Genomic DNA, 24,150 nt, shown 5'->3' with positions numbered 1-24,150 from the left:
AAGGAAACGGAGGCTTTCAAAAGGGGGCAACTGGGCAAACTACGTTCAATCGGGAAACGATCCGACTTGATTAGATTGAGGTGAGACGATGCAGACGAAACCGAAAGCGTTTGGCCTCCTCGCGACTCTGCTCTTAAGCCTGACACTTGTCTGGACATCCCCGGCAGCGGCTCAGCCGCCGTATGCGAAATGGGGACAAATCGCCGTGCAGCAGACGATGAAAAAATACCCTCACGCGCAAATCGTGGATTACCTGCATGTCGGGCGTAAACAAAAAACGCCCACCACGTCGGAAGAGACGTTCAAGCTCTTGCTCCGTGAGGGCAATCGCGAGTGGGCGCTGTTCGTTCATATTGAGTTCGAGACCAAAACCGAAAAGGTGCTGGCCATCCGCTATGAGGAGACCGGCTGAGTTACTTTGCCAGCTGCTGCATGTCGTCCATCATTTTGTCCATGTCCATCTCGCCGGCCATTCCGTACGCGCGGCGCATGTTTCCGTCTTTGTCGACCAGGAACATAATGGCGGTATGGGCGAAGGAACCGTCCGGCTGCTTCATGACCGCAATCCCGAAGTCTTTCGTCACCTTCGCCACTGCCTCGGCATCCCCGCGCAAAAACTGCCAGCCGCTCGGGTCCGCCTTGAATTTGGAAGCGTAAGATTGAAGGACCTCCGGCGTGTCGTATTCGGGGTCAAACGTAATGCTCACGAACTCCACCTTGTCCCCGAACAGACCCTTCTCCTTCAGCTGCTCCTGCATCTTGGCCATGTTGTAGGTAGTGGCCGGGCAAATATCCGGACATTTGGTGAACATGAATTCCACCAGACGTACCTTTCCCTTGCTCTCGGAGAATGTATAGGTCGATCCGTTGATGTTGTCCAGCGAGAAGTCATTCAACGTCTTCATGACCGGGATGGGCTCTTTGGCCATATATTTATAGCCCAGGACCACGACAATCGCCAGGACGATCACGCCCGCCAGCGCCGTAAACCAGTGCCGCTGCAGTGCGGATTCCTGCTGTTTTTGCACGCCTTCACTCACGAGTTGCTTCCTCCCCTTGCTCATCCGCGAGGCTTGTTTTCTATTTCGTTCAAGCAGCGGACCTTTTTCTTACGGCTATTACCGCTCCGTGTCACCCGGCCAAGCCAGCATGCCGCCGACCATGTTGGCCACGTCGTAGCCTTGGGCGCTCAAGTACTCCGTAGCCATGTGGCTGCGGGCGCCGCTGCGGCATACCATCACGATCGGAACGTCCTTGTCCAGCTCGTCTACGCGAGTCGGCAAAAAGCCGAGTGGAATCAGTTTCGCTTGCTTGATGTGGCCTGCGTTCCACTCCTCCACCTCGCGCACGTCAATCACCTGCAGCTTTTCGCCGGCTTCCAGCTTGGCCTGCAGTTCTTCCGGGGTGATTTCTTTTACGCCATTGCTCATCGTCATGATCCTCCTGTTATGTACATGAAAATTGATCCGTTTTTACCATCTCCCATCATATCATACAGCGCTTATCTTTTCTAATGAGCGAGCCCTTCCCATGCGCAGCCACGATGCCCCACCGTTGCGAACGGCCATCCCGTTTTTCTCACCGCTACGTGAAAGTCTCTGCCATCGATGCGCCGTTTATAGCCGCCAATTCCTACTTGTTAACTTGAGATTAAACGTTGACAGAAAGTTGGTTTTTTCATACAATTGTGACAACAACAGTTTCGTGCAATTCATCGAGAGTGGTGGAGGGACAGGCCCGACGAAGCCCGGCAACCTGCATGTCGACATGTGAGGTGCCAATTCCTGCAGAATCCATAGATTCTGAGAGATGAACGCCTTTTCCGTGCAAGACCGGAGCCTTCTTCTACTCAGGAGAACGCTCCGTTTTTTTATCGATTCTGTCTTCATTATCCTATCACAGAAAAAGGAGAGATGATCATGTCTGAAAATCAACAATGGAAACCGGAAACGCTCGCTGTCCACGGCGGGCAGGAGCCTGATCCTGTCACGGGATCGCGCGCAGTTCCCATCTATCAAACGACGTCCTATGTATTCCGCGATACCGATCATGCCGCAGATTTGTTCGCCCTCAAAGAAATGGGCAACATTTATACGCGCATCATGAATCCGACGCAGGATGTGTTCGAGAAGCGGGTCGCCCTGCTCGAAGGCGGTGTCGGGGCTCTGGCGACTTCCTCCGGCCAGGCGGCCATCACATTTTCCATCCTGAATATCGCAGGCGCCGGCGATGAAGTGGTCGCATCCAGCAGCCTGTACGGCGGCACTTACAACCTCTTCGCCCACACGCTCCCACGCCTGGGGATCAAGGTACACTTCGTCGATCAGTCCAACCCGGAAAACTTCCGTGCAGCGATAAGCGAGAAAACGAAAGCGCTGTTCTGCGAAACGATCGGAAATCCGCGCATTGACGTGGCTGATCTGCAAGCGATCGCCGACATCGCCCATGAAAACGGCATTCCCCTGATCGTGGACAACACTTTCGCCACCCCGATCCTTTGCCGCCCGTTCGAGCACGGCGCCGACATCGTCGTCCACTCCACCACGAAGTTCATCGGCGGCCACGGCACAGCCATCGGCGGAATCATCGTCGACTCCGGCAAGTTCAACTGGAACAATGGCAAGTTCCCGGGCCTCACTACCCCGGATCCGAGCTATCACGGTGTCGTCTACACCGAAGCAGTAGGACCGCTCGCCTACATCATCAAAGCGCGCGTCCAACTGCAGCGCGACATCGGAGCGGCCGTCGCTCCGTTCAACTCGTTCCTCTTCCTGCAAGGGCTGGAGACGCTGCATTTGCGCGTGGAGCGCCACAGCCAAAACGCCCTTGCTGTCGGGCAATACCTCGCCTCCCATCCTGCGGTTGAATGGGTCAGCTATCCGGGTCTGGAAGGCGACGCTAACTATGCACTGGCGCAAAAATACTTGCCGAAGGGCGCCGGCGCCATCCTCACCTTCGGCATTCGCGGCGGCGTGAACGAGGGCAAAAAACTGATCGAGTCCGTGAAGCTCTTCTCTCATCTGGCGAACGTGGGTGATTCCAAGTCGCTCGTCATTCATCCTGCCAGCACCACCCACCAGCAGATGACAGAGGAACAACAGGCCGCAGCCGGAGTGACACCGGGGCTGATCCGCCTTTCCATCGGGACCGAGGCAATCGAGGATATCATTGGGGATTTGGAGCAAGCCCTGAAGCAGGCTGTTGTAGCGACCGCGATCTAGCGGACAGCTGTTCTCGCTGAACTACTCATCCATTTATAAAGAAAGAGACTGCGGAAATTCGCAGTCTCTTTCTTTGTGCCATCGCTTACTTCAATACGTAAATTTGAACATTTTGCATGCCGAAGTCACTTGCGTCGTTACCCGGAACGAAAATGTCCACCCGCGCGTTTTTGATGTCTCCGCCAATGTCGGTGGCTTTGGCGATCATGCCGTTTGCAGGCAGCGAGCCATGCTTGTACCCGGTGATGTAGACGGTGGAGCCCAGCGGAATTACCTTGGGATCGACAGCGATCGTTCCCACTTTGAGGGGATTTCCGAAGTAGTCCACTCCAGCCCATCCGCCGTTTTCTTCGGCAGAACCGGTATAGGCAGTTGCCACGGCTTTGACTACCTTGCTATAAGGGCGAGACGGCCCGGCAACTGTTTTTGCCTGATTTTGGACCGGCAGCTGAATGGTCTGTCCGAGCTGCAGGTTCTGCGGATCTACCCCGGGATTTGCCTTCAAGACCGATTCCAACGGCACGTTGTACCGTTTGGAGATCAGGTAAAAGGTGTCCCCCTCTTTCACCTGGCAGGAAGCCGCGAACGCCGGGGTGGCGATCGCTGCCAGGCACAAGCCCAGCGCCATCGTTGCAAGAGATTTCGCTACGGATCGTTTATTCATGATTCTCTCCTTTCAACTGCCTGCGAGGTTAGTTGTCGGATTCGGGTTGAGGAGTCAACCCTGCGCATATGCGGTTCACCCCAATCGCAGATCGTGCGACCTTGCGAAAAAAATCGTCCCCCGCACTTCCCTGGTGAGAAGTTTTGGCTCCCTGAAAATTACCACACCCGTATTCACAGAAAAAACGGTAAATTTATGGTAAATCCCAAGCCCAGCCTCACTGCCCGCAGAAAAGGTGAAAAAAGTCGGGCCCTCTGCATTGCATAGCTGGACCTTTCGGCATGGTTCAGACAGCAGCCGGCATCTCTCCTCTCTATTTTGATTCTTTTGTAATACACACATCTTTTCCACTAAAACAAGGAAATTCTGGTTGTTTTTATGTTTTTTCGCCCCGGCAGACGAAGGTGATTCAGAATCGCGAGCGAGCAAACCTTCGAGCAGAATCCCTGTTACGCAAAAAAAGAGAGCGCTTTGGCTCTCCCTCTTTTTGTATTCGTTTGGTCCGCATTGCCGTTTCTTAGCGTCGCTCGCCTGCTGCCTGCTTGCCTTCCAGGTTGAATGTGAGGTTGACGCCGTCGCCTTGGAAGCGGTTCTGGTCTTTGTTGTCATCGATGAATTTCACGGCCATGAAGATTTTCTCGCTCGCATCCGGCTTCAGGTTCTTCCAGATTGTGCCCCAGCTGCTGATGTCCAATTGTCCGCTTGCTTTCAGCTCTTTCAGCGTTTTTCCGTTCAGCGGGCTGAGGATGATGCGCTCATCCAGCGGAACTTGGGAGTTGTCGCTGCTGAGGAAGTACACTTTCAGGTTGTCGGCGAATTCGTCTCCATTCGCGTCGTTGTTTTCATCGGTGATGGTGTAATCCAGGCTCAGGAGCAGTTTGTCGATATCCAGTGTACCTTCGTTCTTGAGGTTGAACGTTCTTTCCATCCAGTCGCCCGGTTTCAGGTTGCTGATGCTAAATACTTCTTTGGCGGGAGTTGCGCCGATCTTCAAGGTACCAGCCGCAAAGGTGTTGTCTTTGACCTGAGTGGTTGCATTGAAGTAAGCGAAGGTGCCTCCGCCGATCAAAGCGGCGCCCAGTCCTACCGAAGCCAGAGTCATTGCGAATTGTTTTTTCAAGCTCATGTTTCAATTCCTCCTCATAGAATGAATGTTTATGATGACTTGAAGCCTGATACCAGCTTGGAGTCTTGTACCAGCCCCCAAGGTATCACCTTGGCAGGTGCGTTACGCTTGCGGTTTTGTTGCGGCTTTCCCTTCTTCTTGCTTGATCGATTGCATCAGCTTCCATACTTGGCTGACGATGAGATACACGCCCGGCAATCCGAGAAGCACCAGCATGCCTGCTCCTGACTTCGCGAATTCGATGAAGTAACCGATCAGCGGGACGGAGTAGTGGACTTTCCCAATCAAGCGTTCCGGGGTTACCGGTGCGGTATCGACGCCGTCATTGGCATCCCCTTTGGTGCGCAGCTCCCCTTCGGCCACCTCGACCACACGGTGGGTGATCGTCATGCCTTCGGGATCCTTGAATGTGATGATGTCACCCTGCTTGATTTCCTTGAAGTCCGCCGGGCCGACGGCGACTACGCTTCCCGTATCGAAAGTCGGGGACATGGAGCCGCTCAATACCACCATGATCTGATTGCCGAACAGCATGGTTTTCCCGCCGTTCATTTTTCCGATAAAGAGAAGTCCCGTGATGGCAATGACTACGATGAGCAACAAACTGGTCAGAATCGATATCGTCTTCCTTACTAAGGCCACTTGCTTCATTCCCCCGCTTTCTTTGGTGTGGCTCGGTTGTTTACATGTTTGATTGTACGTATTTTCCAAATTCTCAACTTCCTGCGTCAGGGTGATTCCGTTTGCACGAATGGATGAAATCGGCCTCCTCCTTGGATGTCTCCCGCCTCATCCTTTGGGATGATCTGGCTATCCGCTTTCCAAGCGGGCCCGCACGCGCAAACAAAAAAGACCCAGCAAGGAGTTTCCTCGCTGGGCAAGATTGGGGTATTTTGTGCGGCCACACGGCATCTACATCCCGATCGGACGCTGCCGAACCGTTCGCTCAAAGGCCGCTCTGGGTACTTGGGGAGTCGGATGGCGTATTTGGCACGGTGGGATTGCTCCCTGCATCCTCCGGAGATGGAGGTGCCGGGCCGCTCGGATCTGTAGATGGCGATGATACTGTCTCCGAGCCGGTGGACGGCGGCTGTGCAGAACCCGCTTCGTCCCCTCCCGGCACCGGATTGTTTACGGACGGATCGGAAGTGTCCGGCGGCGTACCAGGATTGTTTGACGTATCCGGTGTGCTCGGTGTATCCGGAGTCCCTGGCGTATCGGGAGTACCGGGTGTATCCGGCGTGCCTGGATTTCCTGTCGTGTCGGGAATGCTTGGTGTCCTTGGTGTACTTGGCGTGCTCGGCTGACCGGGCTGGTTTGGCGCCGCTTCCTCCGTCACATCCGTCGATTCCTTATACGACGTGCTAATTGTCAGCGGAATGGTCAAGGAGTAAAATCCCCCCAAAGCGGTCACGCGCACCTCTCCCCTGTCAGTTCCGCTGCTTCGCTTGTCCCACGCGCTCTGATAGCGATGGGAAATCCGAAAGACGATGTTTTTCCCGCCCTCGTCGTCTATGCGCTCTACCGTGATTTCGCTTGCGGCGTCGCCCGTCACCGCGATGTTTTCCACATCCAGGTCCAGATCGGGCCGCTGCGGTGCAAACGTAATCAGCTGCGATCCTGCCATCACAGAGAGCTTGTTTTCCTTTCTTTCGGAGGAGCTTCCGTCCGCATTTTTGACACGGCGCACCTTTGTGCGCTTCTCCACCTTTGTCTTCAGGAGGATTTGTGTCGTATCCGTCACGAATACATCTTCATTGGTGCCCGTCGAAACGGGGGACACCTGCTTCTTTTCACTGGTCAAAAAGGAAAGTGTGCCATCCAGGGGAACGATGTTCAGCATGAGTGTGGCCGCCATCAGCCCCAGCGCCAGTCTCTTCAAGTCGTCTCCCCCTCACTCCGCAAAAATCGCATCCGGCGTCGCCTGCTTCGCCAAAAAGCGCAGCTCCAGCTCCCCGCTGAGGGACTGGTAGGTGTGATCGACGCCTTCTGCCGGCAAGTACACCGTGATGAAAAACGTTTTATCTCCCTCGTGGGCCGTAAATTCGCCCTCGGTCCCGCTTGGTACAGGCAGTCCTGGCTGCTGCTGGTGCAACTCCCTCACGAGTCCGTCATACACTTCCCGCGTGCCTTCGGTAATTCGAATGCGCAACACTTCCTCCAGCTTTTGCGCCGCAGTCGTTGTACCAGCCTCTCCCGCAGTGCTCGTACCTTTTACCCGCGCCACGATTTTATAGGAAAAGTCCAGATCACTCGCTCCCTTGGAGAGCGTCGCTTTCAGCTGGCGGGCATCGCCCGGGATCATGCGCGACAGATCGACGGATTGGTTCCCTCCGCGAATAACCTCCCATTCGCCTCCAAAACGGCTCTCCGAAATATCGAGCAGCCCGACCGCAAATTCGCTCCCCGCATCCCTCACCTCATGCCACATCCAGCTGTACGTTGTAGCGGGCTGCCCCCATAGCGACAGTGCTACCCCTACGAGAAAGACGCTGCCCACGACCTGATCCCGGAGCGTAGCCTTCCTCGTCCTCACGCTGCTCCTAGAACGCCTCCGCGACCGCCCGGACTGCTCAGCGCGCATACTCGTTGTTTTCCAGGTATATGTCCGCCTTGTACAAATGGAGAGCCAGCTTCTTCGTCCCGGCGGCTTCTCCTTCGATCTCCGTAAATCCGTCAATGCCATCACCCACCCGGACTCCACCGCTTTCTACCGCGTATTGGTTGACTTTCGTGAAGTCGTTCTCGACAATCTGGACTTGCGTCTCCCGGTCATTGGCAATTACGACAGCGTGGTCTCCACCGCTGAAGGTGTTCCCTGCAATCAGTGCCGCCTTGATGCTCCCATCGAGTACGATTGCCTGTGCTACGTTCTCGAAGGAGCTGTCTTTCACCGTCAAGCCTTCGAGGTACTTGCCGCCTGTCTCTTCCGACGAATCTGCGGTTTCGGACTTGTCCGCGCCATCTTGGTCCGCCTCTCCCGTGCGAATCGCGACATCAAATCCGGCAAACGTGCAATTGCGGAAGCTGACATGAGAGCCGACCACTAAGCCTGTCCCGCTGCCCTCGAAGCGAATGCCATCAAAGGAGGCGTCGCGCACCTCCAGTTCGTCCGCCTGGATGACGACCTTGCCCTCTTGGCCGGGGGCCGCTTTCCACGTAATGTTCTTGGGCAGCTCCATTCCACTGAGATCGTAGGAGCCCGCAGCCAGCACAAAGGTCATCCCCTTGACCGCCTCGCCGTCTTTTTGCTTGGCGCTCTCTTCTTCCCCTACCCGGTTTGCCAGCTTCATCGTGCTGAGCAGCTGCTGGCCGCTCAAGTCTTGCGGTGTAAATGTCATGACCGGCCCGCCTTGGGCAAAGTAATCGCCGTTCTCCTGTTGGGTAGCGAGGAAGCCAAACGTGACTTCCGCCGACTTCTGCTGGACCTCGTTGCCCGTGCTCTCCGGCAGGTAGACGGTGTACTCCAGCTGATCGCGTTCGCCCTTGCCCAGCTCGGGTATGACTACGTTGGCTTGCGTCAAAGCGCTGATTCGCCCGTGGTAGAGCAGCTCGTCATCGCTCGTCCGGCGAATTTCCGCCACCAATTGATCGTAGACGACGTCATCTCCATCGGCCTTCTCCGCCAGCAGTGCGTACTTAACAGGCACGTCGCTGCTGTTTTCTACGCTTAGCGTTTTTTGCACGCGGACACCCGGCATGAAAGGCTGATCCGCATCTGCCTGAAACTTCGCCTTCGTTTCCCCCAGGCTGATTTCCAGCTTTCCTGCCGCAAAAGTGGCCGACTCTTCCGCTTGGCTCGTAAAATAAGCGTACGTTCCAAAGCTGGTGCTTGCAGCAATAGAAGAAATAACTGCCGATCCGATGATGATCCGCTTCCACGGCCAGTTTTTCACCTGTTCCCACTTCATGATCGTTCCCCCTCAATCGATTCGGGTCGCATTGAAGCCGTTTGGCTGCCCTCTTGGCCGCCTGACCGGCGCTGTACGTACACCAGAAACAGCGAGAATCCTGCTAGCATGCAAAGCAGCGTCGGCGGCTCTTTCATCCACTGCTGCAAGGCCGCCGCATACGGAATCGTCCATACGACTTTGCCTACCAGTCGGTCCGGGTTTGTCCAGCCACCGTCCGCCTCGTGATTGGCGTCGCCTTTCGTTTGCAAGTAGCCATTTTCCAGCCGACGGATCACCCGGTGGGTAATCAGCGACCGCGTCTGATCGTCTTTCCAGTAAGTGACGATATCTCCCGTCCGAGGCACCTCGTCTGTGTAGCGGGTCACGAGCACCATGTCGCCTGCATGGATGACAGGAGCCATGCTGCCCGTGAGTACGGAGAGCACTTTCCACTGTCCGAGGCCGGGAATACCATCCGGATTCCAGCGGCTGCTGGCATACAAAAAGAGATTGAAGAGGATAAAAAGGGCAACCAAGATCAAGCCAATGCGCTTCCCCCAGACCATTCCCACGTTACGCTCACCTCATTTCCCCATTGTAAAGAGTTTGGCGCTTTGCATCTTCCACCGTGGGAGGGACTATGGCCGCTTGGAAGGAGGAAGATATTTATACACCGGTCGGAGCCCGTCTCATCCTGAAGGAGGAGGCGAGCGGAGGAAGGAAGGCAAAATAAAAACACTGCCTTTTCGATCAGGCAGTGTTTTCGTCGGGTCGATTCCGTTTCAGTCCAGACGGTTGGAAGCGTTGAGGAGCGAGAGGGCGTTTCATGATGAGCCGGATGCCGACAGGATCGGCCTTTTGCGCGGTGAGATCGCGGCCGCAATAGGGACAAATCCACTTATACCAATCCCCGCTGCTGAATGAGTGATTTTTGCAACGCTTGCACCATTTTTGCATCATGGTCCTCCGCCTCCCTGCTCCTTTCACTCTAACAGGCCCGCGAGGAAAATCGTATCGGCGACCAGTAGGATTTGCCCTTGCCGTCAGGATGAAGCCTTGGCGGCCAACGGGGGCACATGCGACACTTTCGTGGGGGAATGAATCTGCACCGATTTGACAAACGCCTTGACCACCCGTTCGTCAAAAGCAGTGCCTGCCATCGCGCAGATCTCCTCAAACGCCTCTTCGATCGTAGCGGTTTGCCGATACACGCGCGTCGTGGTCATCGCCAAAAAGCACTCGACGATGCCCAGAATTTGCGCAAGCAAGGCGATGTCGTCCCCCTTCAGCTTTTTCGGGTATCCCGATCCGTCGAACCGCTCGTGATGATCCTGCAACGCGTAGACAACTCGCGCAAAGGACGGATTGTCCCGGAACATCTCGTAGCCAAACTGGCAATGCTCTTGAACGATCTGGAATTCAAACGTCGTCAGCTTTTCGTCTGTCTCAAACACGTAGTCCGGAAACTTGATTCGGCTCACGTAATGCAGCAGGGAGAGAAGCTTGATCTCCCAGTCATTCACCTGCTCGTCGGGAAACTCGCGCAGCATCCTCTTGATCAGCCTGCTCATCTGCTCGATTTCCCTGCTGCTCGTCTGCGTCTTCCGCTCCACGATGGGAACGAGCGTATTCAACAGAGTGATCGCGTACTCCCGGCGGTGCTCTTCTGTGGCCGTCCTTGCTTCCTTCAGCCTTTTCTGCAGCGTGATGAAGCCGAGCCAGGAACAGATCCCGCTCGCCGCTCCCAATGTCAGATGGAAAAAGGTGTCCATGCTGACGGCTTCACTTTGACCTCCGCCCAGGCTTAGCGCATAAAGCAGATAGCTGACCGTCCCCCAAACGAGAAGAAGCGCCCGGTCGTTGAAAAAACTGAGAAAAATCGGGTAGAGGATAAAAACGTACCACAAGCCGGAAAACTGCTGGGGGTTGTACAAGCAAAAAAACAGCAGCAAGCAAGCCCCGAGGAATGCGGAGATATGAATCGACGCCTCCGGAAGCACGTAACGCTTGTGCAGAACGTAGACTGTCCAGCTCGTGGCTGCGCAAACGGCCAGGCCGACGATCGCTGTCCATTCGTTCTGGACGAGGCCAAGCGCCTGAAGGAGGACGCCCATCCCCGCATCCGCGCTGGCCAGCACTGAAATCCAGTAAAACATGGCATCCGCGAGGAAACTGGCGTGGTTTCTGTTTCGTTTCCGCTGTTTCATAGAAGACCCTCTTTTACTGTTTTTGCGACGATGAACGATCGTTACGGACCAATCTTGACCAGTCCCTTTTTCAGTGCGTACAAAACAGCCTGAGAGCGATTGGGCTGCCCCGTCTTCCGCAGGATGCTGCTGACGTGCGTCTTCACCGTGGCTTCCGAAATATACAGCCGCTGCGCGATTTCCTGATTGCTCAAGTTATCGACGATCAGTTCAAACACCTCTTGTTCCCGATCGGTGAAAGAGACGTCGGACTCCTCTTTCCGTTTGCGCTGCAGCTTGGATTGAAAGCAGGAATAGCCCATCATCACCATATCCATCGTATGCAGAATCTGCTCGGGCACCGTGTCCTTCATAATGTATCCGTCCACATTGGACTCCAGTGCCCGAAATACGTCCTCGCTCTCGTCAAACGCCGTGAGAATCAGCACCTTGACTTCCGGCAGCTGGTCCTTGAGCTGTTTGCAGCTGTCGATGATCGAAGGGCCCGGCATTTTCAAGTCGGAGACAATCAGGTCGGGCTTGACCGCCAGCGCCTTGGACACCAGCTCATCTCCGTCACTGGCTTCCCCTACCACGGTATATCGCGGGGAACTCTCCAGGATCATCTTCAATCCCTCGCGCACAATGCGATGATCGTCCGCCAGCAAGAGGTTCACGCTATCCATACATCTCTACTCCCTTTCGCGGTATGATCGCCATTACTTCCGTTCCTTCACTGGGTTTGGAGCGGATATGCAGCGTTCCGCCCACCTGAGCGATTCGTTCCCTCATCCCTACGACCCCATACCTGTTGTCTTCTCTCGTATCCTCTTCCGCCGAAAAGCCGATGCCATCGTCGCGCACCCTCACCTTGACCTGCACAGAGGATGCTTCCACGCTGACAGAAAGTACCTTGGCCCGAGCGTGCTTGACCGCATTGGCCGCCGCTTCCTCCACCATGCGGTATATTGCGTTGAGAACTGGCAGCTCCTCTTCCAGCACCCGTCCTTTGGAGGAAAAGCTCACTTGCAGATCCGTCCCCACGGTCATCCGCCTCAGCAGCTGTTCGATCGCTTCAGACAGCTGCTCCGACTCCCGAAACGCCCGCAGGTGCGTGATCGTATGCCGGACTTCTCCATGGCACCATTTGATCCGCTCTTCGATCTGCTCCAGCCTTTCCTCCAGGCTGCTTCTCACCTCCGGCGGGAGCGAACGCTTCAGCTGGTACATCTGGGCGGACAAAAAAAACAGCTGCTGGGCCAGCCCATCGTGCATGTCCTGCGCGAGGTTTCGCCGCATTTCCTCGTGCAGCGATTGGGCCAGCTCATAACGGGCGCGGTTCTGTTTCCCTTGCTGGCAAACGATCAAGGAAATCAGACGCAAAAGCAAATGGTCACCCCGGTTCAAAATCCGCTTGGGCGGCACGGAAAACAGCAGGCAGCCCCATGCGGCTTCGTCCAGTCTCAGCGGCTTGCATACGTATGTATCCTTGCGTCCGGAGTAGTCGTCCAACAGCCGGATGGACGCACGCTCCCATTCCTCTGCGCCCGCGTCCAGCAAGGCATTCAAGAAGTATTCCCGCTTCCAGTCTCCCCCTGCATCCCGCTCCTGATAGAGACACAAATACGCCTGCTCCGCACGGAAGACACGTCGCACCATCCTCTCCGTAGCCGTACAAAGGTCAAGCGCCGGGTTGGATGCGACCTTTCGGACATACAGGTAGACTTGGTAGCATTTCGCATACGCCGTTTTAAATGCTCGCAGCAAAGCGAAAAAGCAAAAGGCCATACTGACCCACAAGGTGATGTCGAGAAGAAGGCGGAGCTTGTCGAAATTCATGGTGGGCGGGATCACGGTGAAGAGCGGCCAATCCTGAAGAAGGGAAGCGGACAGCATGAACAGGACGACGATGAGAAGGACTTGCTCCAGTCGCAGCACCACCATGAGCCAGAGCATCGTGGAGTACGCGTAGAGCATAAACGGACTGTTCCACTTTCCGGTCTGGATGATGAAAAACAAAGCCATCCCCATGTCGACCAGTCCGAGCAAGAACCAGCGTTTCCGCGGAAGCGCGTAGAAAAGAACAGCCACATAAGCCAGAACGACGAGCAAAAACAAAGCGAACGACCGAGAATCCGAATCCGGGGCGTCCATATAAAAAAAACAGAAAGCGAGCAGGAGCACCCATTGAAAAAAATACGTCACCAGCCGAAATTCTTTTATCAATCGATCCATCAGGCCATTCTCCGTTTCTCTTTTAAACAAAACGACGGAAAATTACGACATGTCTATCGTACTTGATGTTGTCAAACATTGACAATATCTGAAAAATGTCGAACGCCGCTTTCATAGAATTCCCTGTTTCTCGACATGGTTCGATGGAAAGCAGAACGCTCATCGCCGGCAGCTCATCGCTCGGCATGCTTTTTCCAAAAATTTGGCAAAGGTAAGCCCCTCCCTGTTATAATGAATACTCGGGTCTCGTCCCGCAACCTACGTACGATAAAGGAGAATTTCCATGGCAAACGCTTCTCTGGACAGCCTGCTCGGCTGCATCAACCGTGTCATTGTCGGAAAAGAGGAACAAATCCGGCTGCTCACCGTCGCGCTGCTTGCCCGCGGCCACGTCCTGCTGGAGGATCTGCCCGGCATGGGAAAAACGGTGCTGGCCAAGACGCTGGCACAAGCCATCGGAGGAACCTATCACCGGGTGCAATTTACCGCCGACCTTTTGCCCTCGGACGTCATCGGGCTGCACGTGTACAATCAGCGCACCCAGGAATTTGAGCTGCGCAAAGGTCCGGTATTCGCGGACGTCCTGCTCGCCGACGAGATCAATCGGGCCACGCCGCGCACGCAGTCCGGCCTGCTCGAAGGCATGGAGGAACGCCAGGTCACCATCGAAGGAATTACACTGCCCTTGCCCGACGCCATGTTCGTCATCGCGACCCAGAACCCGATCGAGTCGGAAGGCACCTATCCGCTGCCCGAGGCGCAAATGGACCGTTTTCTGTTCAAGCTGTCGCTCGGCTACGGCACGCGCGAGGATTCCCGGGAGATGCTCAGACGGTTTCGCAGCGAATCCCCTTTAGCCGAGATCACGCCTGTCATCCGTGTAGAGGAGATCGCTGCCCTGCAGCGGGAAGTGACACAGGTGCATGTAAGCCAGGCGGTAGAGGACTACGTCATCGATCTGACGGAAGCCACGCGCTCGCATCGCTCGGTGGAAGTGGGAATCAGTCCGCGTGCCATGCTCGCCCTGCTCCGCTGCTCGCAGGCCGCCGCGTTTCTCGCCGGTCGCGCCTACGTTTTGCCGGACGATGTCAAATGGGTCTTCCCGAGCCTCGCCACGCACCGGATTCGCCTGTCGATGGAAGCCGAGCTGCACGTGACCGAGGCGGAAGTCGTGCAGCAAATTTTGCAAAGCGTGCCGACACCTGTCGAAGAAAGCGTGTGAGGAAATGAATACGAAGCAAAACTTTCACGTCATCGGCTTTCTCCTTCTTTTGTTTGCCTTGTTTTCCGGGAGCTGGTTTCTCTGGCTGCTCGGCGGCCTGTTCTTTTTCATGCCGGCCGCACAGAGCTGGTGGACGGGAAACATGCGCCGCTGGGTCAAGCTCGAGTGGACCTGCGATCAAAACCGGGTCATGCCCGAAACCCCTGTGCACGTAACCGTGCGCATGCACAATCGCTCCTGGCTGCCGCTCCCGGCCACTTGGCTGCGCTTGACCCTGCCCGACCACGTCACAGTCGAGGGAGCGGATGAAGTGCGGCAGAGCCATCAGCGGACGGTGGTGCGCCTGCGCATGGACCTGCCCTGGCGGCAGAGCGCGGAGCGTACGCTCATTCTCACGCCGCACAAGCGCGGGATGGTCTGGATCAGCGAGATTCAAACCGAATCCCTTCCCCTGTTCGCGGACGAGACGAGCGCCATCCCGTTTCCCCTCTCCTTTTCCTTGCTCGTCTATCCGTTGCCGTTGCCGCTTCCGGCTATTTCCCTCCATGATTCCGAGCCGGACGGCAGCAGGCTCTCCCGCCAGCGCAGGCAGGAAGATGCCACCTTCCAGCGCGGGGTACGCCCGTACATCCCCGGCGACCGGCTCAAGCACATCAACTGGAAGGCGACTGCCAAGACCGGCGCGCTGGCTACCCGTGTATTCGAGCATACCGCCCGCCCCGACTGGCGGATTGTCGGGCATCTTTTGCCTTCGTACGAGCCGTTGCAGCAGCGGCACAATGTCACCGTCAACGAGCGGACCATTTCCTGCCTGGCGGCGCTGTCGGTCCTTTGTCGCAAGCGTTCGCTCGGCTACGACCTGTACATGAGTGTGAAACAGCGCGGACGGGATCACTTTCATCAGCCGGCAGGCAGCGGCAAAAACCATCACCTGCACGTGATGACCCAGCTCGCCCAGATCAATCACTTCGTCACGACGCCGCTCGCTCCCATCCTGCGGAGGCTGGAGGAGAGCCCCTCCAGGGAGGCGATTCTGCTCGTGACACCTCGCCTGGACGAGGGTATCGAGGAGGCGATCGGGCGACTGCTGCGGCGCGGGCACCAGGTCGCCGTTTTGGATGTTTCGGAGGAGCAGGCCGTGCTGCGGCGGTATGAATCCTCGCGCATAGCCCGCGAAAGGAGGGAAATCGCCCGATGACCGGGATTACAATCGGGCGCTGGACGTTGGCCTTTTGGCTGGAAGCTTTGCTCATTGCCAGCGCCTTGATGCTGTTCGGCTGGATGTCGGCCAGCGTGATTCACTTCCTGACTTTTGGGGTGATCGCCTCGCTGCTGCTCACCCTTGGCAGCCTGGCGTTCCACGAAGGCAGCCGCCACCCTTTGTTCCACATGCTCCTGTATCCCATCGTCGCCGCAGCAGGCGTGTCCGGCTACCTGGCGTTCGATTCCTGGCCGCTCGCTTTGATTCTCGCCGCCCTTTGTTTCTGGAGAATCCATTCCGTCGCCTCGTCCGGCGTCAGCCACGCGAATCTGCAGCGGCGTTTCGTGCTCGCCCTGATGGCCGGCCTCATGCAGTTGTCGCTTGCCGCTTTGTTCGAGACAGCTGCCTCCCCCGGGACGTTCGATCCTTCCGTCTACTACGGAATGCTGGGGCTGACGCTGGGCAGCTACCTGTTGCTTGGTTCGATCGAGTTTGTCACGCGCGAGCCGTTCATCCCGTTCCGCTTGCCGGCAGGGCTCCGTGCCAAGCTCGGCGGTCAGGTGGTGGCATCCCATTCGCTGATCACCCTCGGGTTTGTGCTTGTCGCCTCGGTGGTGCTGGGGGCGCTGGGTATGCTTTGGTCATGGGTAAAAGGCCCGCTCGGAAGCAGCCTGTACTGGCTGATCGAGCCAGTCTTGAAGCAGCTGGCGGCATGGAGCGAAAGCCTGACGGGCGCGTTTGAAAAGGACGGGAAGGTCAACGACCTGCTGGACAATCAGGGACAGGGCTCAGATGCCCCCTATCTTCCGGACGCTCAGGGAGAACCGCTCATCTCGCTGCTGGGGCCGTATTTGCTGGCAGCTGCTGCACTGATCGTCGTTGCCCTGTTGGGCCGCGCGATTTGGAAGCGGCGTTTCCGGAAGAACGGATCGCTCGAGGAAACCGCTCCGGCCGTCACCCCCACTGCCTGGTCTCCGCTCGCCGAGGGAGAGAGCGACCAGCCTCTGTGGGATGTCCGCAAGTGGTTTCAAAAAGTGCCGGGTCCCTCCGATGACCCCGTGCGCTACGTCTACTATCAATTCTTGCAGCATGCTGCCGCGCTGGGAAAGCCGATCTATCGCTACGAGACGAGTCAGGAATACCTGCGACGCCTGATGCAGCAATGGCAGGACCCCGACCGCCTTCGCCTCGCCGCGCAGATTACCGACTGCTACGAGCGGTATCGATACCATGAGCAGTCACTTACCCCGGACGAGCTGGCCGCCATGCAGCAGGCCGTCAAAGCCTTGCGGGAAAAGCGTGAGGCATAACATCCCTCTATTTTCCATCCCTGCAAGTCGTGCTGCTTCCCCAGGAGAAATGGTGGCTGTAACGAGCCAGAAGAAAAAAACAGGCAGCCTCCCGCCGTCACAATTCCTTGGCGAGAGGCTGCCTGCTTTGCAGCTACGCAGCTTTTTGCTTAAAACGCCCGTCCGTACTGCTTCGGCGGCTGGAGCTCCTCCGGCGAGAGCGCGCGAATCGCATGCAGCGCCCAATACGGGTCGCGCAGCATGCCACGGCCGACGGCCACCAGATCGGTGTCGCCGTTTCCGAGCGACGCTTCCGCCAGCTTGGGATCGTCCAGGTTGCCGACAGCGATCACAGGTACGTCCAGCGCCTGCTTGATCGCGCGCGCCAGCGGCACTTGATAGCCCGGGTGCACGCCCGGACGCCCTGCGGAGCCGATCGGACCTTCCCCGCCGCTGGACAAGTGGAAGACGTCGACGCCTGCTTCCTTGTATCGGCGGCACAGCTCCGTGCTGTACTCCAATCCATAGCCGCCGTCCACGTACTCTACGGCAGAGACGCGCATGATCAGCGGCATGTCATCCGGAATCACCTTTTTGACTGCCTGAATCACTTCGACGCCAAACAATGCGGGATCCTTGCCGTACTGGTCATCCCGCTTGTTCGTGAGCGGAGAATGGAACTGGTGGATCAGGTAGCCGTGTGCCCCGTGGATTTCGATCGTATCCATGCCCGCCTCGACGGCACGTCTGGCCGACTCGGCGAATTTGACGACCATCGCCTGCACTTCTTCCGTGGTCAAGGCACGTGGCGTCTTGTAGCGGGAGCCCGGGAAGGGGATTGCAGACGCCGATACCGGCACCGCTGCGTCTTCGGCCTTGCGTCCTGCGTGGCCGATCTGAATCCCGATCTTCGCCCCGTATTTATGGACTTCCGAAACGATGCGGGCAAACGCCGGAATCTGCTCGTCCGACCACAAGCCCAGATCACCGTTGGAAATGCGCCCGTCCGGCTCTACGTCTGTCATCTCTACGATGATCAGGCCGGTTCCTCCGATGGCACGGGATACGTAATGAACGAAATGCCAGTCCGTCGGCGTACCGTCGTGTGCGTCCACCGAGTATTGGCACATCGGCGGCATAACGATACGGTTTTTCAGCGTGAGGCCTTTTACTTGAAACGGGGAAGACAACAACGCCATAGGTTCCACTCCTCTAGTTTTTTTCACCATCATGCCAAATGAAAGCAGGATGCGCAATGCCTCTATGCACTCGGCTGCACTTTTTGAACCTCAAGAAAAAACCGCTTTGACTGGCTCTCATTGTCAGGATAATATAATCTTACGTAAAAATTATCTTTCCTGTTTGTCCATCGATTCGCTTCTTTCTCATGTAGTTTTCCCAATCCTTTTCAAAAGGGGGACACCCGATGGAAATTGCCAAGAATGTCCACATGCTCCATCTTCCGTTTCGCGAGATGGCGATCCACCCCACTATGCTCTTCGATGGCGACACCGCTGTCCTGGTCGACACCGGATTCCCTGGACAGATGGAAGAGCTGCGAGCAGCCATGGAGCAGGCAGGCGTTGCGCTTCATCAGCTCGCGGCGGTGATTTTGACTCACCAGGATATCGACCATATCGGGAACTTGCCGGAGCTCATAAGCCAGGGTACACGCCAACTGAATGTGTACGCGCATGAGCTGGAACGCCCTTATATCGAAGGAGATCTGCCGCCGATCAGAGACCCTCAGCTCGCCCCCCTTCCCAAAGGCAAGGTCACGCGCACTCTGGCTGACGGCGAGGTGCTTCCTTACTGCGGCGGAATTCGCGTCATCCACACTCCGGGCCATACGGAAGGACACATCAGCCTCTACCTGATGCAAAGCAAAACGCTGCTGGCCGGAGATTCGCTGTACAGCGTTAACGGGACGCTGATGGGCGTCCATGCCCCCACCGCGCTGGACGTAGATACAGCCCGGCGTTCGCTGAAAAAGTACAACGCTTTCGACATCTCCTCCGTCATCTGTTACCACGGAGGGATCAGCACCGAAAACATCCAGGAGCAGATTCGCGCTTTGTAATGGAGCCGCCCCCTTTTTCCAAGCCAAAACCCCCTTCTGAGCAGTGTCATTGCTCTGAAGGGGGTTTTATCACGACGAGGTGCGGTTTACTCCGGCATCGAGCCGACATAGTTCGACTGCGGACGAATGATCCGGTTTTTGCCCGCCTGTTCCAGCACGTGCGCGCTCCAGCCCACGACGCGGCTCACGGCAAACGTCGGGGTGAACAGATCGTCCTCCAAACCGACCGCCCGCATGACGGCAGCGGCGAAAAACTCGACGTTGGTGTTCAGCTTGCGCCCCGGCTTGTATTCCTCCAGCAGCTTCAAGCCTACTTTTTCCACATGGGTCGCCAGGTCAAACCACGGATCGTTCGCGGACAGCTCAGACGCGACGACACGCAGGGCGGTCGCGCGCGGATCGACCGTTTTGTATACGCGGTGGCCGAAGCCCATCAGGCGTCCGCCGTTCTCCAGCTTGCTGCGCAGCCACGGCTCGGCGTTTTCCTTCGTCCCGATCGCTTCGATCATTTCCGTCACCTCGGAAGGCGCACCGCCGTGCAGCGGTCCCTTCAGCGTGCCGATGGCCGCCGTGATGGCGGAGACCAGATCGGACTCGGTCGAACTGACGACCCGCCCGGCGAAGGTCGAGGCATTCATCCCGTGCTCCTGCGTCAGAATCAGGTACGCATCCAGGGCGCGAACATGTGCGGGATTCGGCTTTTCGCCCTTGAGCATGTACAGGTAGTTGGCCGTATGGTCCAGCTCGGGGTTTGGCCCGAGAGGCTCGCGGCCTTGCAGACAGTTGTATCGATAGGCGACGATCGTAGGCATTTTCGCCGCCAGCGAGATCACTTCGTCAATCGTTGGAGGCCAGCCGTTTGCCGGGCTCCCCAGCGCGGACACGCCTGTGCGCAGCACGCTCATCATGTCCACGTCCGCCGGTATGAGCTTCAGGATGCCTTTCACATGTTCAGGCAGCTCCCGATTCGCTTTCAGCTTGCCGCTCAGGTCCGCCAGTTCCTCTGCACTGGGCAAATGTCCGAACCAGAGCAAGTGGGCCACTTCTTCAAACGTATGATGAATGGCCAAATCACGCGCCCAATGTCCGCGGTAAACAAGCAAGCCGTTGATTCCGTCTACCAGACTCAGGTCTGTTTCTGCCACAGCGATGCCATCCAGTCCAATTGCCAACGTATGTTGTTTCGTCATGGATTCCCACTCCTTGTTTCCGTCTCTTTTCCATTAGTATATCGATTGCGATTTACAAAGGGAAATAAAAGAAAAAGGGGTCATTGATCGCGTTTCACAATCAATTTTTAACGGCCTCATTCAGGTTCTGCCCGAGATGACCACGGGTGGCATGGGTGCGTACAAGGAATACAAAATATCCACGAAATGCTGCGCCGTGTGGCTGATGCCCCCCTTCGGTGCCACGAGGTAGGAAGCGACCTTCGGCAAGACGAGTCCAGGCGTGGTCAGCTCGATAAACCGGTTCTCAAACAAATCCCTCGTCACGGCCGTGCGGGGCAAAAACGAGACGCCCAATCCGTCCTCGATAAAGCGCTTGGTGATGTCTACCTGGGAGACGGCCATGGTGCGCAAGGACAAGCCGCGCTGGCGCAGCAGCAGCAAAAGCTCGTCCCAATATCCGGGGTGATTGTGCGTCAAGAGCCGTTTGGTCGCAAGCTCCGCCTCCCAATCCGGCAGCGGGGCCTCCATATCTCCGCCGTTGGTCGGCACGACGAACACGACCGGGTCTTCGTACAGCAAATACGTCGCGAGCTGATACTCCCCCGGAACCATCCGCGTCAGACCGAGATCAGCTTGTCCGCTCTGCACCAGCGGGCCGATCTCCACCGAATCGGCGATTTTGATGGCCAGATCGACATCCGGGTACAGCTTGGTGTAGCGATGCAGCAAGTGGGACAGGCGGGCGCGGGCGATGATCGGCGAGACGGCTATCTGCAGCTTTTCCCGATACCCTTGCCGCCACGCCTGCAAATCCTCTACTCCGTGATGCCACTGCTCCAGAAGTGCTTTCGCATGCGGCAAAAACCTCTTGCCCGCAGCTGTCAGGCGCACCCGCTTGCCTACCCGCTCAAACAGCTCAATTCCAAGTTCCTTTTCCAATTGCCGTATATGCTGACTGACGGTCGGCTGCGCGATGTACAACGCCTCGGCCGTCTGATGGAAATTCTCCGTCGTGGCCGCGACCATAAACGTTTGCAGCACGCGAAAATCCACTGGCTTTCCCTCCCTCTTGGCTGACCGATCGAATAAGATGACCCTTCTCATGCAGACATTTCGATATGGGTCTTACTTCCTGTTTTTAGAAAAAATTTACTGGAAATCATTTTCGCTCCTCCCCCTTATGGTACAATACAAAATCGAGTGCGAAAAACGTTTTTCAGGAAGCACTCGAAACAGAGAGAGAGAAATAAAGGGAGGAAACTCATGGAAACGCAAGTAAACGTGAACGCGCCACGCAAGAGCTTCAAAAAGCCGCTGCTGATCATCGGGGCAGCTGCCGTAGTCGTTCTTGGCGGGCTGGGAACTGCCTACGCCAAGCTGGACTTGTTCAAAAGCGCGAAAACCATCTATCTTCAGTCAGAGGCGGAAAGCATGCTCAAGTTCTCTGACAACGTATCCAAGGTATATGGAGAATACGAAGACTACATGAAGCCTTACTTGGAGAAGCCCGTCCACTCGACTACCGAGCTTAGCGATATTACCATCGATGCGGCAGTTTCCGATCCGCAAGCGCAAAAAGTGCTGGATCTTCTCAAGAACGCCAAGCTGGTCATGCAAAGCAATATCGATGAGCAAAAGAAGCAGCAGTCCGGAAATGTGGAAGTTCAGCTTGAGGGCAAAAAGCTGGCCACTCTCGACTACTTCATCAACGACACCGTTTTCGGCTTCCGTCTGCCCGAGTTTTACAGCAAATACGGCTATTTCGATCTGAAGGATCGCGAAGCCCTGCAGCAAAAGATTGGCCAGGATCTGCCGAAAAAATTCACGACCTACCGCGACATGTACAATGCAGTGGCCTTCAAGCAGGATGAAGTGAAGAGCGTGCTCACGCCTTATGCATTGATCTACGCCAACAGCCTGAAAGACAGCCAAGTGACGATGAAAAAGGATGTGTCCTTCTCGGAAGAAGGCTTCCAGTCCAGCGCCCGCGAAGTGACCGTGAGCTTTAGCGAAGAGGAAGCTCGCAGCCTGGCGAAGCAAATCGCGGAGAAAGCCAAATCCGACCAACAGCTGTTCGACTTGATCTACACCCGCTACCACAATGTAGCTTCCCTGCTTGCGGACAGCGGCTATGAGGTCAACGAACTTTCCAAGGAAGAGTTCAAGAAGGAATACGACAAAGGCCTTGACGACATGCTGGCAGACCTCAAGAAAGAGGGCAGCAATTCGAAGGAGCAGCTGAAGATGGTCATGCTGATCGACGGCGACCATCAAATCCTGTCTCGCAAGCTCTATTTCACAGGCGATCAAAACAACGAGGAGCAAGTCTTCTGGAACAGTGTCTCCTATGAAAAAGGCGCCGATTCGTACTATCGCTATTCCTTCCACGATCCGGAAGATTCCAAGCGCAATGAATTGACCGTGACTTACAAGGCTTCCGAAAAAAGCGGCAAGACGAACGGCACGGTCACGGTTACCGCGAAAGAGTCCGACACGCCGATGTTCGATTTGAAAACGACCTTCGAAACATCCAAGGAAGACAAGAAAGAAAGCGGTAAGTACGACTTCACCGTGTTGTTCGCAGACGAATACGAGCCAAAACCGGTCACCTTCTCCGGAAATGTGACGATGTCCGAGACCAAGACCGACAACGGCATCGACTCCGAAGGCGATGTCAAAATCAACTTCAACGACCCGTCCCCGGATATGCCGAAGGGCATGAGCTTCAAAGTGAAAGCGAAGCAGGAATTCGGCAAGCCGCTGGAGATCCCGGCTATGAGTGCGGATAACTCGATCAACGTAGCGACCGTAACCGATGAGCAAATGATGGAAGTCCAGCAGGAAGTCATGGAATCCCTGCAAAAATTCGCAACTGAACACCAAGATTTGGTGCAGCTGTTCAGCATGTAATCACGAATAAAAAACGAGAAACGCGGGAGCACGTTCCCGCGTTTTTTTGTTGACGCTATCGAAGGTCTGCCCTGCTTAAAAAACCGCGGACCGTCTTTCTGTATTCTTCGGGCTGCTCCAAATAGCTGAGATGCGAGCTGTCTTCGATGATCCGAAGCTCCGAGCGTGGGACGAGAGATTGGTAGTACCGGGTCGATTCCGGAGCCGCCTCGTCGTACCGGCCGCAAATGAACAGAGCCGGGATGTCGATTTCATGCAGCCTGTCCGTGCAGTCAAACGTCTTCAGATTGCCTGTCGGGCAAAACTCCGACGGTCCCCACATCGTCATGTACACATCCTTGTTCCCCTTCGGCCGGCTTTCCACCATGACTGCCGGCAGCGGGTCAAGTCTGCACACATGCCTGCGGTAGTACTCCTTCATGGCCTTCTGGTACTCTTCTGAATCCGTGGTTCCCTGCTCCTCGTGCCGCGCGATTGTCTGCTGCACTTCTGCCGGTAATTGCGCCAGGAAGCGATCGGCATCCTTTTTCCAGAGGAGTGCGCTCAGGCAGGGGCTGGAAAAAATGACGCTTCTCACTCCGGCAGGCTTGCGGTCGATCAGGTACGCTGCTGCGAGCATCGTCCCCCAGGAATGTCCGAGGATATGCACTTCGTTCAGCTGGAGCGCTTCTCTGATCTGGGCCAGCTCCTCCACAAACCGCTCCGTCCTCCACAGCGACTCGTCTGCCGGACGGTCCGAGTTGCCCGATCCGAGCTGATCGTAGAAGAGAACAGGCCTTTCGTCTGCGAGGACATGCAGCGAGGATTGAAGCGAATCGTGCGTATTCCCGGGACCGCCGTGCAGCACGATGAGCGGCGTTTTCCCCTTGTTTTCGCTTCCCAGCAGGTTGTACCAGATCTTCCCGCCTGTCACGCTCACGTAGCCTTCCCTCTTTTCCACCATCCTCACTC

Annotated in this window: 24 protein-coding genes and 2 riboswitches; of the genes, 7 read left to right on the top strand and 17 right to left on the bottom strand. The window is 56.4% G+C overall.

Annotation, left to right across the window (positions count from 1 at the left end):
• The first annotated feature begins 88 nt into the window (after positions 1 to 88).
• Positions 89 to 412 (top strand): YqzG/YhdC family protein, encoded by a 324-nt coding sequence (locus RGB73_RS02740; RefSeq protein WP_310768938.1) that lies wholly within the window; start codon positions 89 to 91, stop codon positions 410 to 412.
• A 1-nt stretch (position 413) separates the two neighbouring features.
• Here the strand turns inward: RGB73_RS02740 and RGB73_RS02735 are convergent, their stop codons facing one another.
• Together RGB73_RS02735 and RGB73_RS02730 are read right to left on the bottom strand one after the other, a co-directional pair.
• Complete coding sequence (locus RGB73_RS02735) at positions 414 to 1,040, bottom strand: SCO family protein (protein WP_310768936.1); 627 nt, start codon at positions 1,038 to 1,040, stop codon at positions 414 to 416.
• A gap of 78 nt (positions 1,041 to 1,118) precedes the next feature.
• Positions 1,119 to 1,430 (bottom strand): rhodanese-like domain-containing protein, encoded by a 312-nt coding sequence (locus RGB73_RS02730; protein ID WP_310768933.1) that lies wholly within the window; start codon positions 1,428 to 1,430, stop codon positions 1,119 to 1,121.
• 278 nt (positions 1,431 to 1,708) lie between these two features.
• Positions 1,709 to 1,816, top strand: a riboswitch (SAM riboswitch).
• A 103-nt stretch (positions 1,817 to 1,919) separates the two neighbouring features.
• Here RGB73_RS02730 and RGB73_RS02725 point away from each other — a divergent pair.
• Positions 1,920 to 3,221, top strand: coding sequence for a homocysteine synthase (locus tag RGB73_RS02725; RefSeq protein ID WP_310768930.1), 1,302 nt, complete (start codon positions 1,920 to 1,922; stop codon positions 3,219 to 3,221).
• Positions 3,222 to 3,306: 85 nt separating this feature from the next.
• Here RGB73_RS02725 and RGB73_RS02720 read toward each other — a convergent pair whose 3' ends face one another.
• The 11 genes from RGB73_RS02720 to RGB73_RS02670 all read right to left on the bottom strand — a co-directional run bounded on the left by RGB73_RS02720 (position 3,307) and on the right by RGB73_RS02670 (position 13,325).
• The gene (locus RGB73_RS02720; RefSeq protein ID WP_310768927.1) at positions 3,307 to 3,885 is read right to left on the bottom strand and encodes a 3D domain-containing protein; all 579 of its coding nucleotides are present in this window, start codon (positions 3,883 to 3,885) and stop codon (positions 3,307 to 3,309) included.
• A gap of 2 nt (positions 3,886 to 3,887) precedes the next feature.
• A riboswitch (cyclic di-AMP (ydaO/yuaA leader) is annotated at positions 3,888 to 4,044 on the bottom strand.
• 358 nt (positions 4,045 to 4,402) lie between these two features.
• A complete protein-coding gene (locus RGB73_RS02715) occupies positions 4,403 to 5,011 on the bottom strand; it encodes a TasA family protein (protein WP_310768924.1) in 609 nt (202 codons plus the stop codon).
• A gap of 102 nt (positions 5,012 to 5,113) precedes the next feature.
• Entirely contained in the window at positions 5,114 to 5,653 is a 540-nt protein-coding gene (locus RGB73_RS02710) for a signal peptidase I (protein WP_310768922.1), read from the bottom strand.
• Between the two features lie 304 nt (positions 5,654 to 5,957).
• Positions 5,958 to 6,893, bottom strand: a complete 936-nt coding sequence (locus tag RGB73_RS02705) for a hypothetical protein (RefSeq protein WP_310768919.1) — start codon at positions 6,891 to 6,893, stop codon at positions 5,958 to 5,960.
• Between the two features lie 12 nt (positions 6,894 to 6,905).
• Positions 6,906 to 7,547 (bottom strand): hypothetical protein, encoded by a 642-nt coding sequence (locus RGB73_RS02700; RefSeq protein ID WP_310768916.1) that lies wholly within the window; start codon positions 7,545 to 7,547, stop codon positions 6,906 to 6,908.
• A gap of 37 nt (positions 7,548 to 7,584) precedes the next feature.
• Positions 7,585 to 8,922, bottom strand: a complete 1,338-nt coding sequence (locus RGB73_RS02695) for a TasA family protein (protein WP_310768913.1) — start codon at positions 8,920 to 8,922, stop codon at positions 7,585 to 7,587.
• Positions 8,919 to 9,470 (bottom strand): signal peptidase I, encoded by a 552-nt coding sequence (locus RGB73_RS02690; protein WP_310774074.1) that lies wholly within the window; start codon positions 9,468 to 9,470, stop codon positions 8,919 to 8,921. The genes RGB73_RS02695 and RGB73_RS02690 overlap by 4 nt, the downstream gene beginning before the upstream one ends.
• 184 nt (positions 9,471 to 9,654) lie before the next feature.
• A complete protein-coding gene (locus RGB73_RS02685) occupies positions 9,655 to 9,864 on the bottom strand; it encodes a hypothetical protein (RefSeq protein WP_310768910.1) in 210 nt (69 codons plus the stop codon).
• An 83-nt stretch (positions 9,865 to 9,947) separates the two neighbouring features.
• Positions 9,948 to 11,111, bottom strand: coding sequence for an HD-GYP domain-containing protein (locus RGB73_RS02680; RefSeq protein ID WP_310768907.1), 1,164 nt, complete (start codon positions 11,109 to 11,111; stop codon positions 9,948 to 9,950).
• 41 nt (positions 11,112 to 11,152) lie between these two features.
• Complete coding sequence (locus tag RGB73_RS02675; protein ID WP_310768904.1) at positions 11,153 to 11,776, bottom strand: response regulator transcription factor; 624 nt, start codon at positions 11,774 to 11,776, stop codon at positions 11,153 to 11,155.
• Positions 11,769 to 13,325, bottom strand: coding sequence for a sensor histidine kinase (locus RGB73_RS02670; protein WP_310768901.1), 1,557 nt, complete (start codon positions 13,323 to 13,325; stop codon positions 11,769 to 11,771). Before RGB73_RS02670 ends, RGB73_RS02675 begins: the two co-directional genes overlap by 8 nt.
• Before the next feature lie 283 nt (positions 13,326 to 13,608).
• Between RGB73_RS02670 and RGB73_RS02665 the strand changes: the two genes are divergently transcribed.
• Genes RGB73_RS02665 through RGB73_RS02655 form a run of 3 tightly spaced genes read left to right on the top strand, consistent with a single transcriptional unit; the run spans position 13,609 to position 17,058 of the window.
• Positions 13,609 to 14,547 (top strand): AAA family ATPase, encoded by a 939-nt coding sequence (locus tag RGB73_RS02665; protein WP_310768898.1) that lies wholly within the window; start codon positions 13,609 to 13,611, stop codon positions 14,545 to 14,547.
• A 4-nt stretch (positions 14,548 to 14,551) separates the two neighbouring features.
• On the top strand, positions 14,552 to 15,745 hold the full coding sequence (locus RGB73_RS02660) for a DUF58 domain-containing protein (protein WP_310768895.1): 1,194 nt from the start codon (positions 14,552 to 14,554) through the stop codon (positions 15,743 to 15,745).
• On the top strand, positions 15,742 to 17,058 hold the full coding sequence (locus tag RGB73_RS02655; protein WP_310768891.1) for a DUF4129 domain-containing protein: 1,317 nt from the start codon (positions 15,742 to 15,744) through the stop codon (positions 17,056 to 17,058). Before RGB73_RS02660 ends, RGB73_RS02655 begins: the two co-directional genes overlap by 4 nt.
• A gap of 149 nt (positions 17,059 to 17,207) precedes the next feature.
• On the opposite strand, the gene RGB73_RS02650 is transcribed toward RGB73_RS02655, so the two are convergent.
• Positions 17,208 to 18,236, bottom strand: coding sequence for an NADH:flavin oxidoreductase/NADH oxidase (locus tag RGB73_RS02650; RefSeq protein WP_310768888.1), 1,029 nt, complete (start codon positions 18,234 to 18,236; stop codon positions 17,208 to 17,210).
• Positions 18,237 to 18,463: 227 nt separating this feature from the next.
• Between RGB73_RS02650 and RGB73_RS02645 the strand changes: the two genes are divergently transcribed.
• Positions 18,464 to 19,117 (top strand): MBL fold metallo-hydrolase, encoded by a 654-nt coding sequence (locus RGB73_RS02645; protein ID WP_310768886.1) that lies wholly within the window; start codon positions 18,464 to 18,466, stop codon positions 19,115 to 19,117.
• Positions 19,118 to 19,203: 86 nt separating this feature from the next.
• Here RGB73_RS02645 and RGB73_RS02640 read toward each other — a convergent pair whose 3' ends face one another.
• The gene (locus tag RGB73_RS02640) at positions 19,204 to 20,307 is read right to left on the bottom strand and encodes a citrate/2-methylcitrate synthase (RefSeq protein WP_310768884.1); all 1,104 of its coding nucleotides are present in this window, start codon (positions 20,305 to 20,307) and stop codon (positions 19,204 to 19,206) included.
• A gap of 120 nt (positions 20,308 to 20,427) precedes the next feature.
• On the bottom strand, positions 20,428 to 21,342 hold the full coding sequence (locus RGB73_RS02635) for a LysR family transcriptional regulator (RefSeq protein ID WP_310768882.1): 915 nt from the start codon (positions 21,340 to 21,342) through the stop codon (positions 20,428 to 20,430).
• Between the two features lie 210 nt (positions 21,343 to 21,552).
• On the opposite strand from RGB73_RS02635, the gene RGB73_RS02630 reads away from it, so the two are divergent.
• Positions 21,553 to 23,199, top strand: coding sequence for a DUF6583 family protein (locus RGB73_RS02630; protein ID WP_310768880.1), 1,647 nt, complete (start codon positions 21,553 to 21,555; stop codon positions 23,197 to 23,199).
• Between the two features lie 55 nt (positions 23,200 to 23,254).
• Here the strand turns inward: RGB73_RS02630 and RGB73_RS02625 are convergent, their stop codons facing one another.
• Entirely contained in the window at positions 23,255 to 24,139 is an 885-nt protein-coding gene (locus RGB73_RS02625) for a proline iminopeptidase-family hydrolase (RefSeq protein ID WP_310774071.1), read from the bottom strand.
• Between the last annotated feature and the right edge of the window lie 11 nt (positions 24,140 to 24,150).

It is taken from the genome of Brevibacillus brevis (genome assembly GCF_031583145.1).
Lineage (GTDB): Bacteria > Bacillota > Bacilli > Brevibacillales > Brevibacillaceae > Brevibacillus > Brevibacillus brevis_E.
The sequence above is the reverse complement of the archived record's forward strand: the minus strand, read 5'-3'. Positions and strand labels throughout refer to the sequence as shown.

Bases quoted from the DNA above. Each gene is read 5' to 3' on its own strand.
- RGB73_RS02645 (WP_310768886.1), top strand. From the start codon at position 18,464: ATGGAAATTGCCAAGAATGTCCACATGCTCCATCTTCCGTTTCGCGAG.
- RGB73_RS02675 (WP_310768904.1), bottom strand. From the start codon at position 11,776: ATGGATAGCGTGAACCTCTTGCTGGCGGACGATCATCGCATTGTGCGC.
- RGB73_RS02640 (WP_310768884.1), bottom strand. From the start codon at position 20,307: ATGACGAAACAACATACGTTGGCAATTGGACTGGATGGCATCGCTGTG.
- RGB73_RS02650 (WP_310768888.1), bottom strand. From the start codon at position 18,236: ATGGCGTTGTTGTCTTCCCCGTTTCAAGTAAAAGGCCTCACGCTGAAA.
- RGB73_RS02685 (WP_310768910.1), bottom strand. From the start codon at position 9,864: ATGATGCAAAAATGGTGCAAGCGTTGCAAAAATCACTCATTCAGCAGC.
- RGB73_RS02690 (WP_310774074.1), bottom strand. From the start codon at position 9,470: ATGGTCTGGGGGAAGCGCATTGGCTTGATCTTGGTTGCCCTTTTTATC.
- RGB73_RS02680 (WP_310768907.1), bottom strand. From the start codon at position 11,111: ATGAAACAGCGGAAACGAAACAGAAACCACGCCAGTTTCCTCGCGGAT.
- RGB73_RS02670 (WP_310768901.1), bottom strand. From the start codon at position 13,325: ATGGATCGATTGATAAAAGAATTTCGGCTGGTGACGTATTTTTTTCAA.
- RGB73_RS02715 (WP_310768924.1), bottom strand. From the start codon at position 5,011: ATGAGCTTGAAAAAACAATTCGCAATGACTCTGGCTTCGGTAGGACTG.
- RGB73_RS02730 (WP_310768933.1), bottom strand. From the start codon at position 1,430: ATGAGCAATGGCGTAAAAGAAATCACCCCGGAAGAACTGCAGGCCAAG.
- RGB73_RS02665 (WP_310768898.1), top strand. From the start codon at position 13,609: ATGGCAAACGCTTCTCTGGACAGCCTGCTCGGCTGCATCAACCGTGTC.
- RGB73_RS02660 (WP_310768895.1), top strand. From the start codon at position 14,552: ATGAATACGAAGCAAAACTTTCACGTCATCGGCTTTCTCCTTCTTTTG.
- RGB73_RS02655 (WP_310768891.1), top strand. From the start codon at position 15,742: ATGACCGGGATTACAATCGGGCGCTGGACGTTGGCCTTTTGGCTGGAA.
- RGB73_RS02720 (WP_310768927.1), bottom strand. From the start codon at position 3,885: ATGAATAAACGATCCGTAGCGAAATCTCTTGCAACGATGGCGCTGGGC.
- RGB73_RS02725 (WP_310768930.1), top strand. From the start codon at position 1,920: ATGTCTGAAAATCAACAATGGAAACCGGAAACGCTCGCTGTCCACGGC.
- RGB73_RS02740 (WP_310768938.1), top strand. From the start codon at position 89: ATGCAGACGAAACCGAAAGCGTTTGGCCTCCTCGCGACTCTGCTCTTA.
- RGB73_RS02630 (WP_310768880.1), top strand. From the start codon at position 21,553: ATGGAAACGCAAGTAAACGTGAACGCGCCACGCAAGAGCTTCAAAAAG.
- RGB73_RS02695 (WP_310768913.1), bottom strand. From the start codon at position 8,922: ATGAAGTGGGAACAGGTGAAAAACTGGCCGTGGAAGCGGATCATCATC.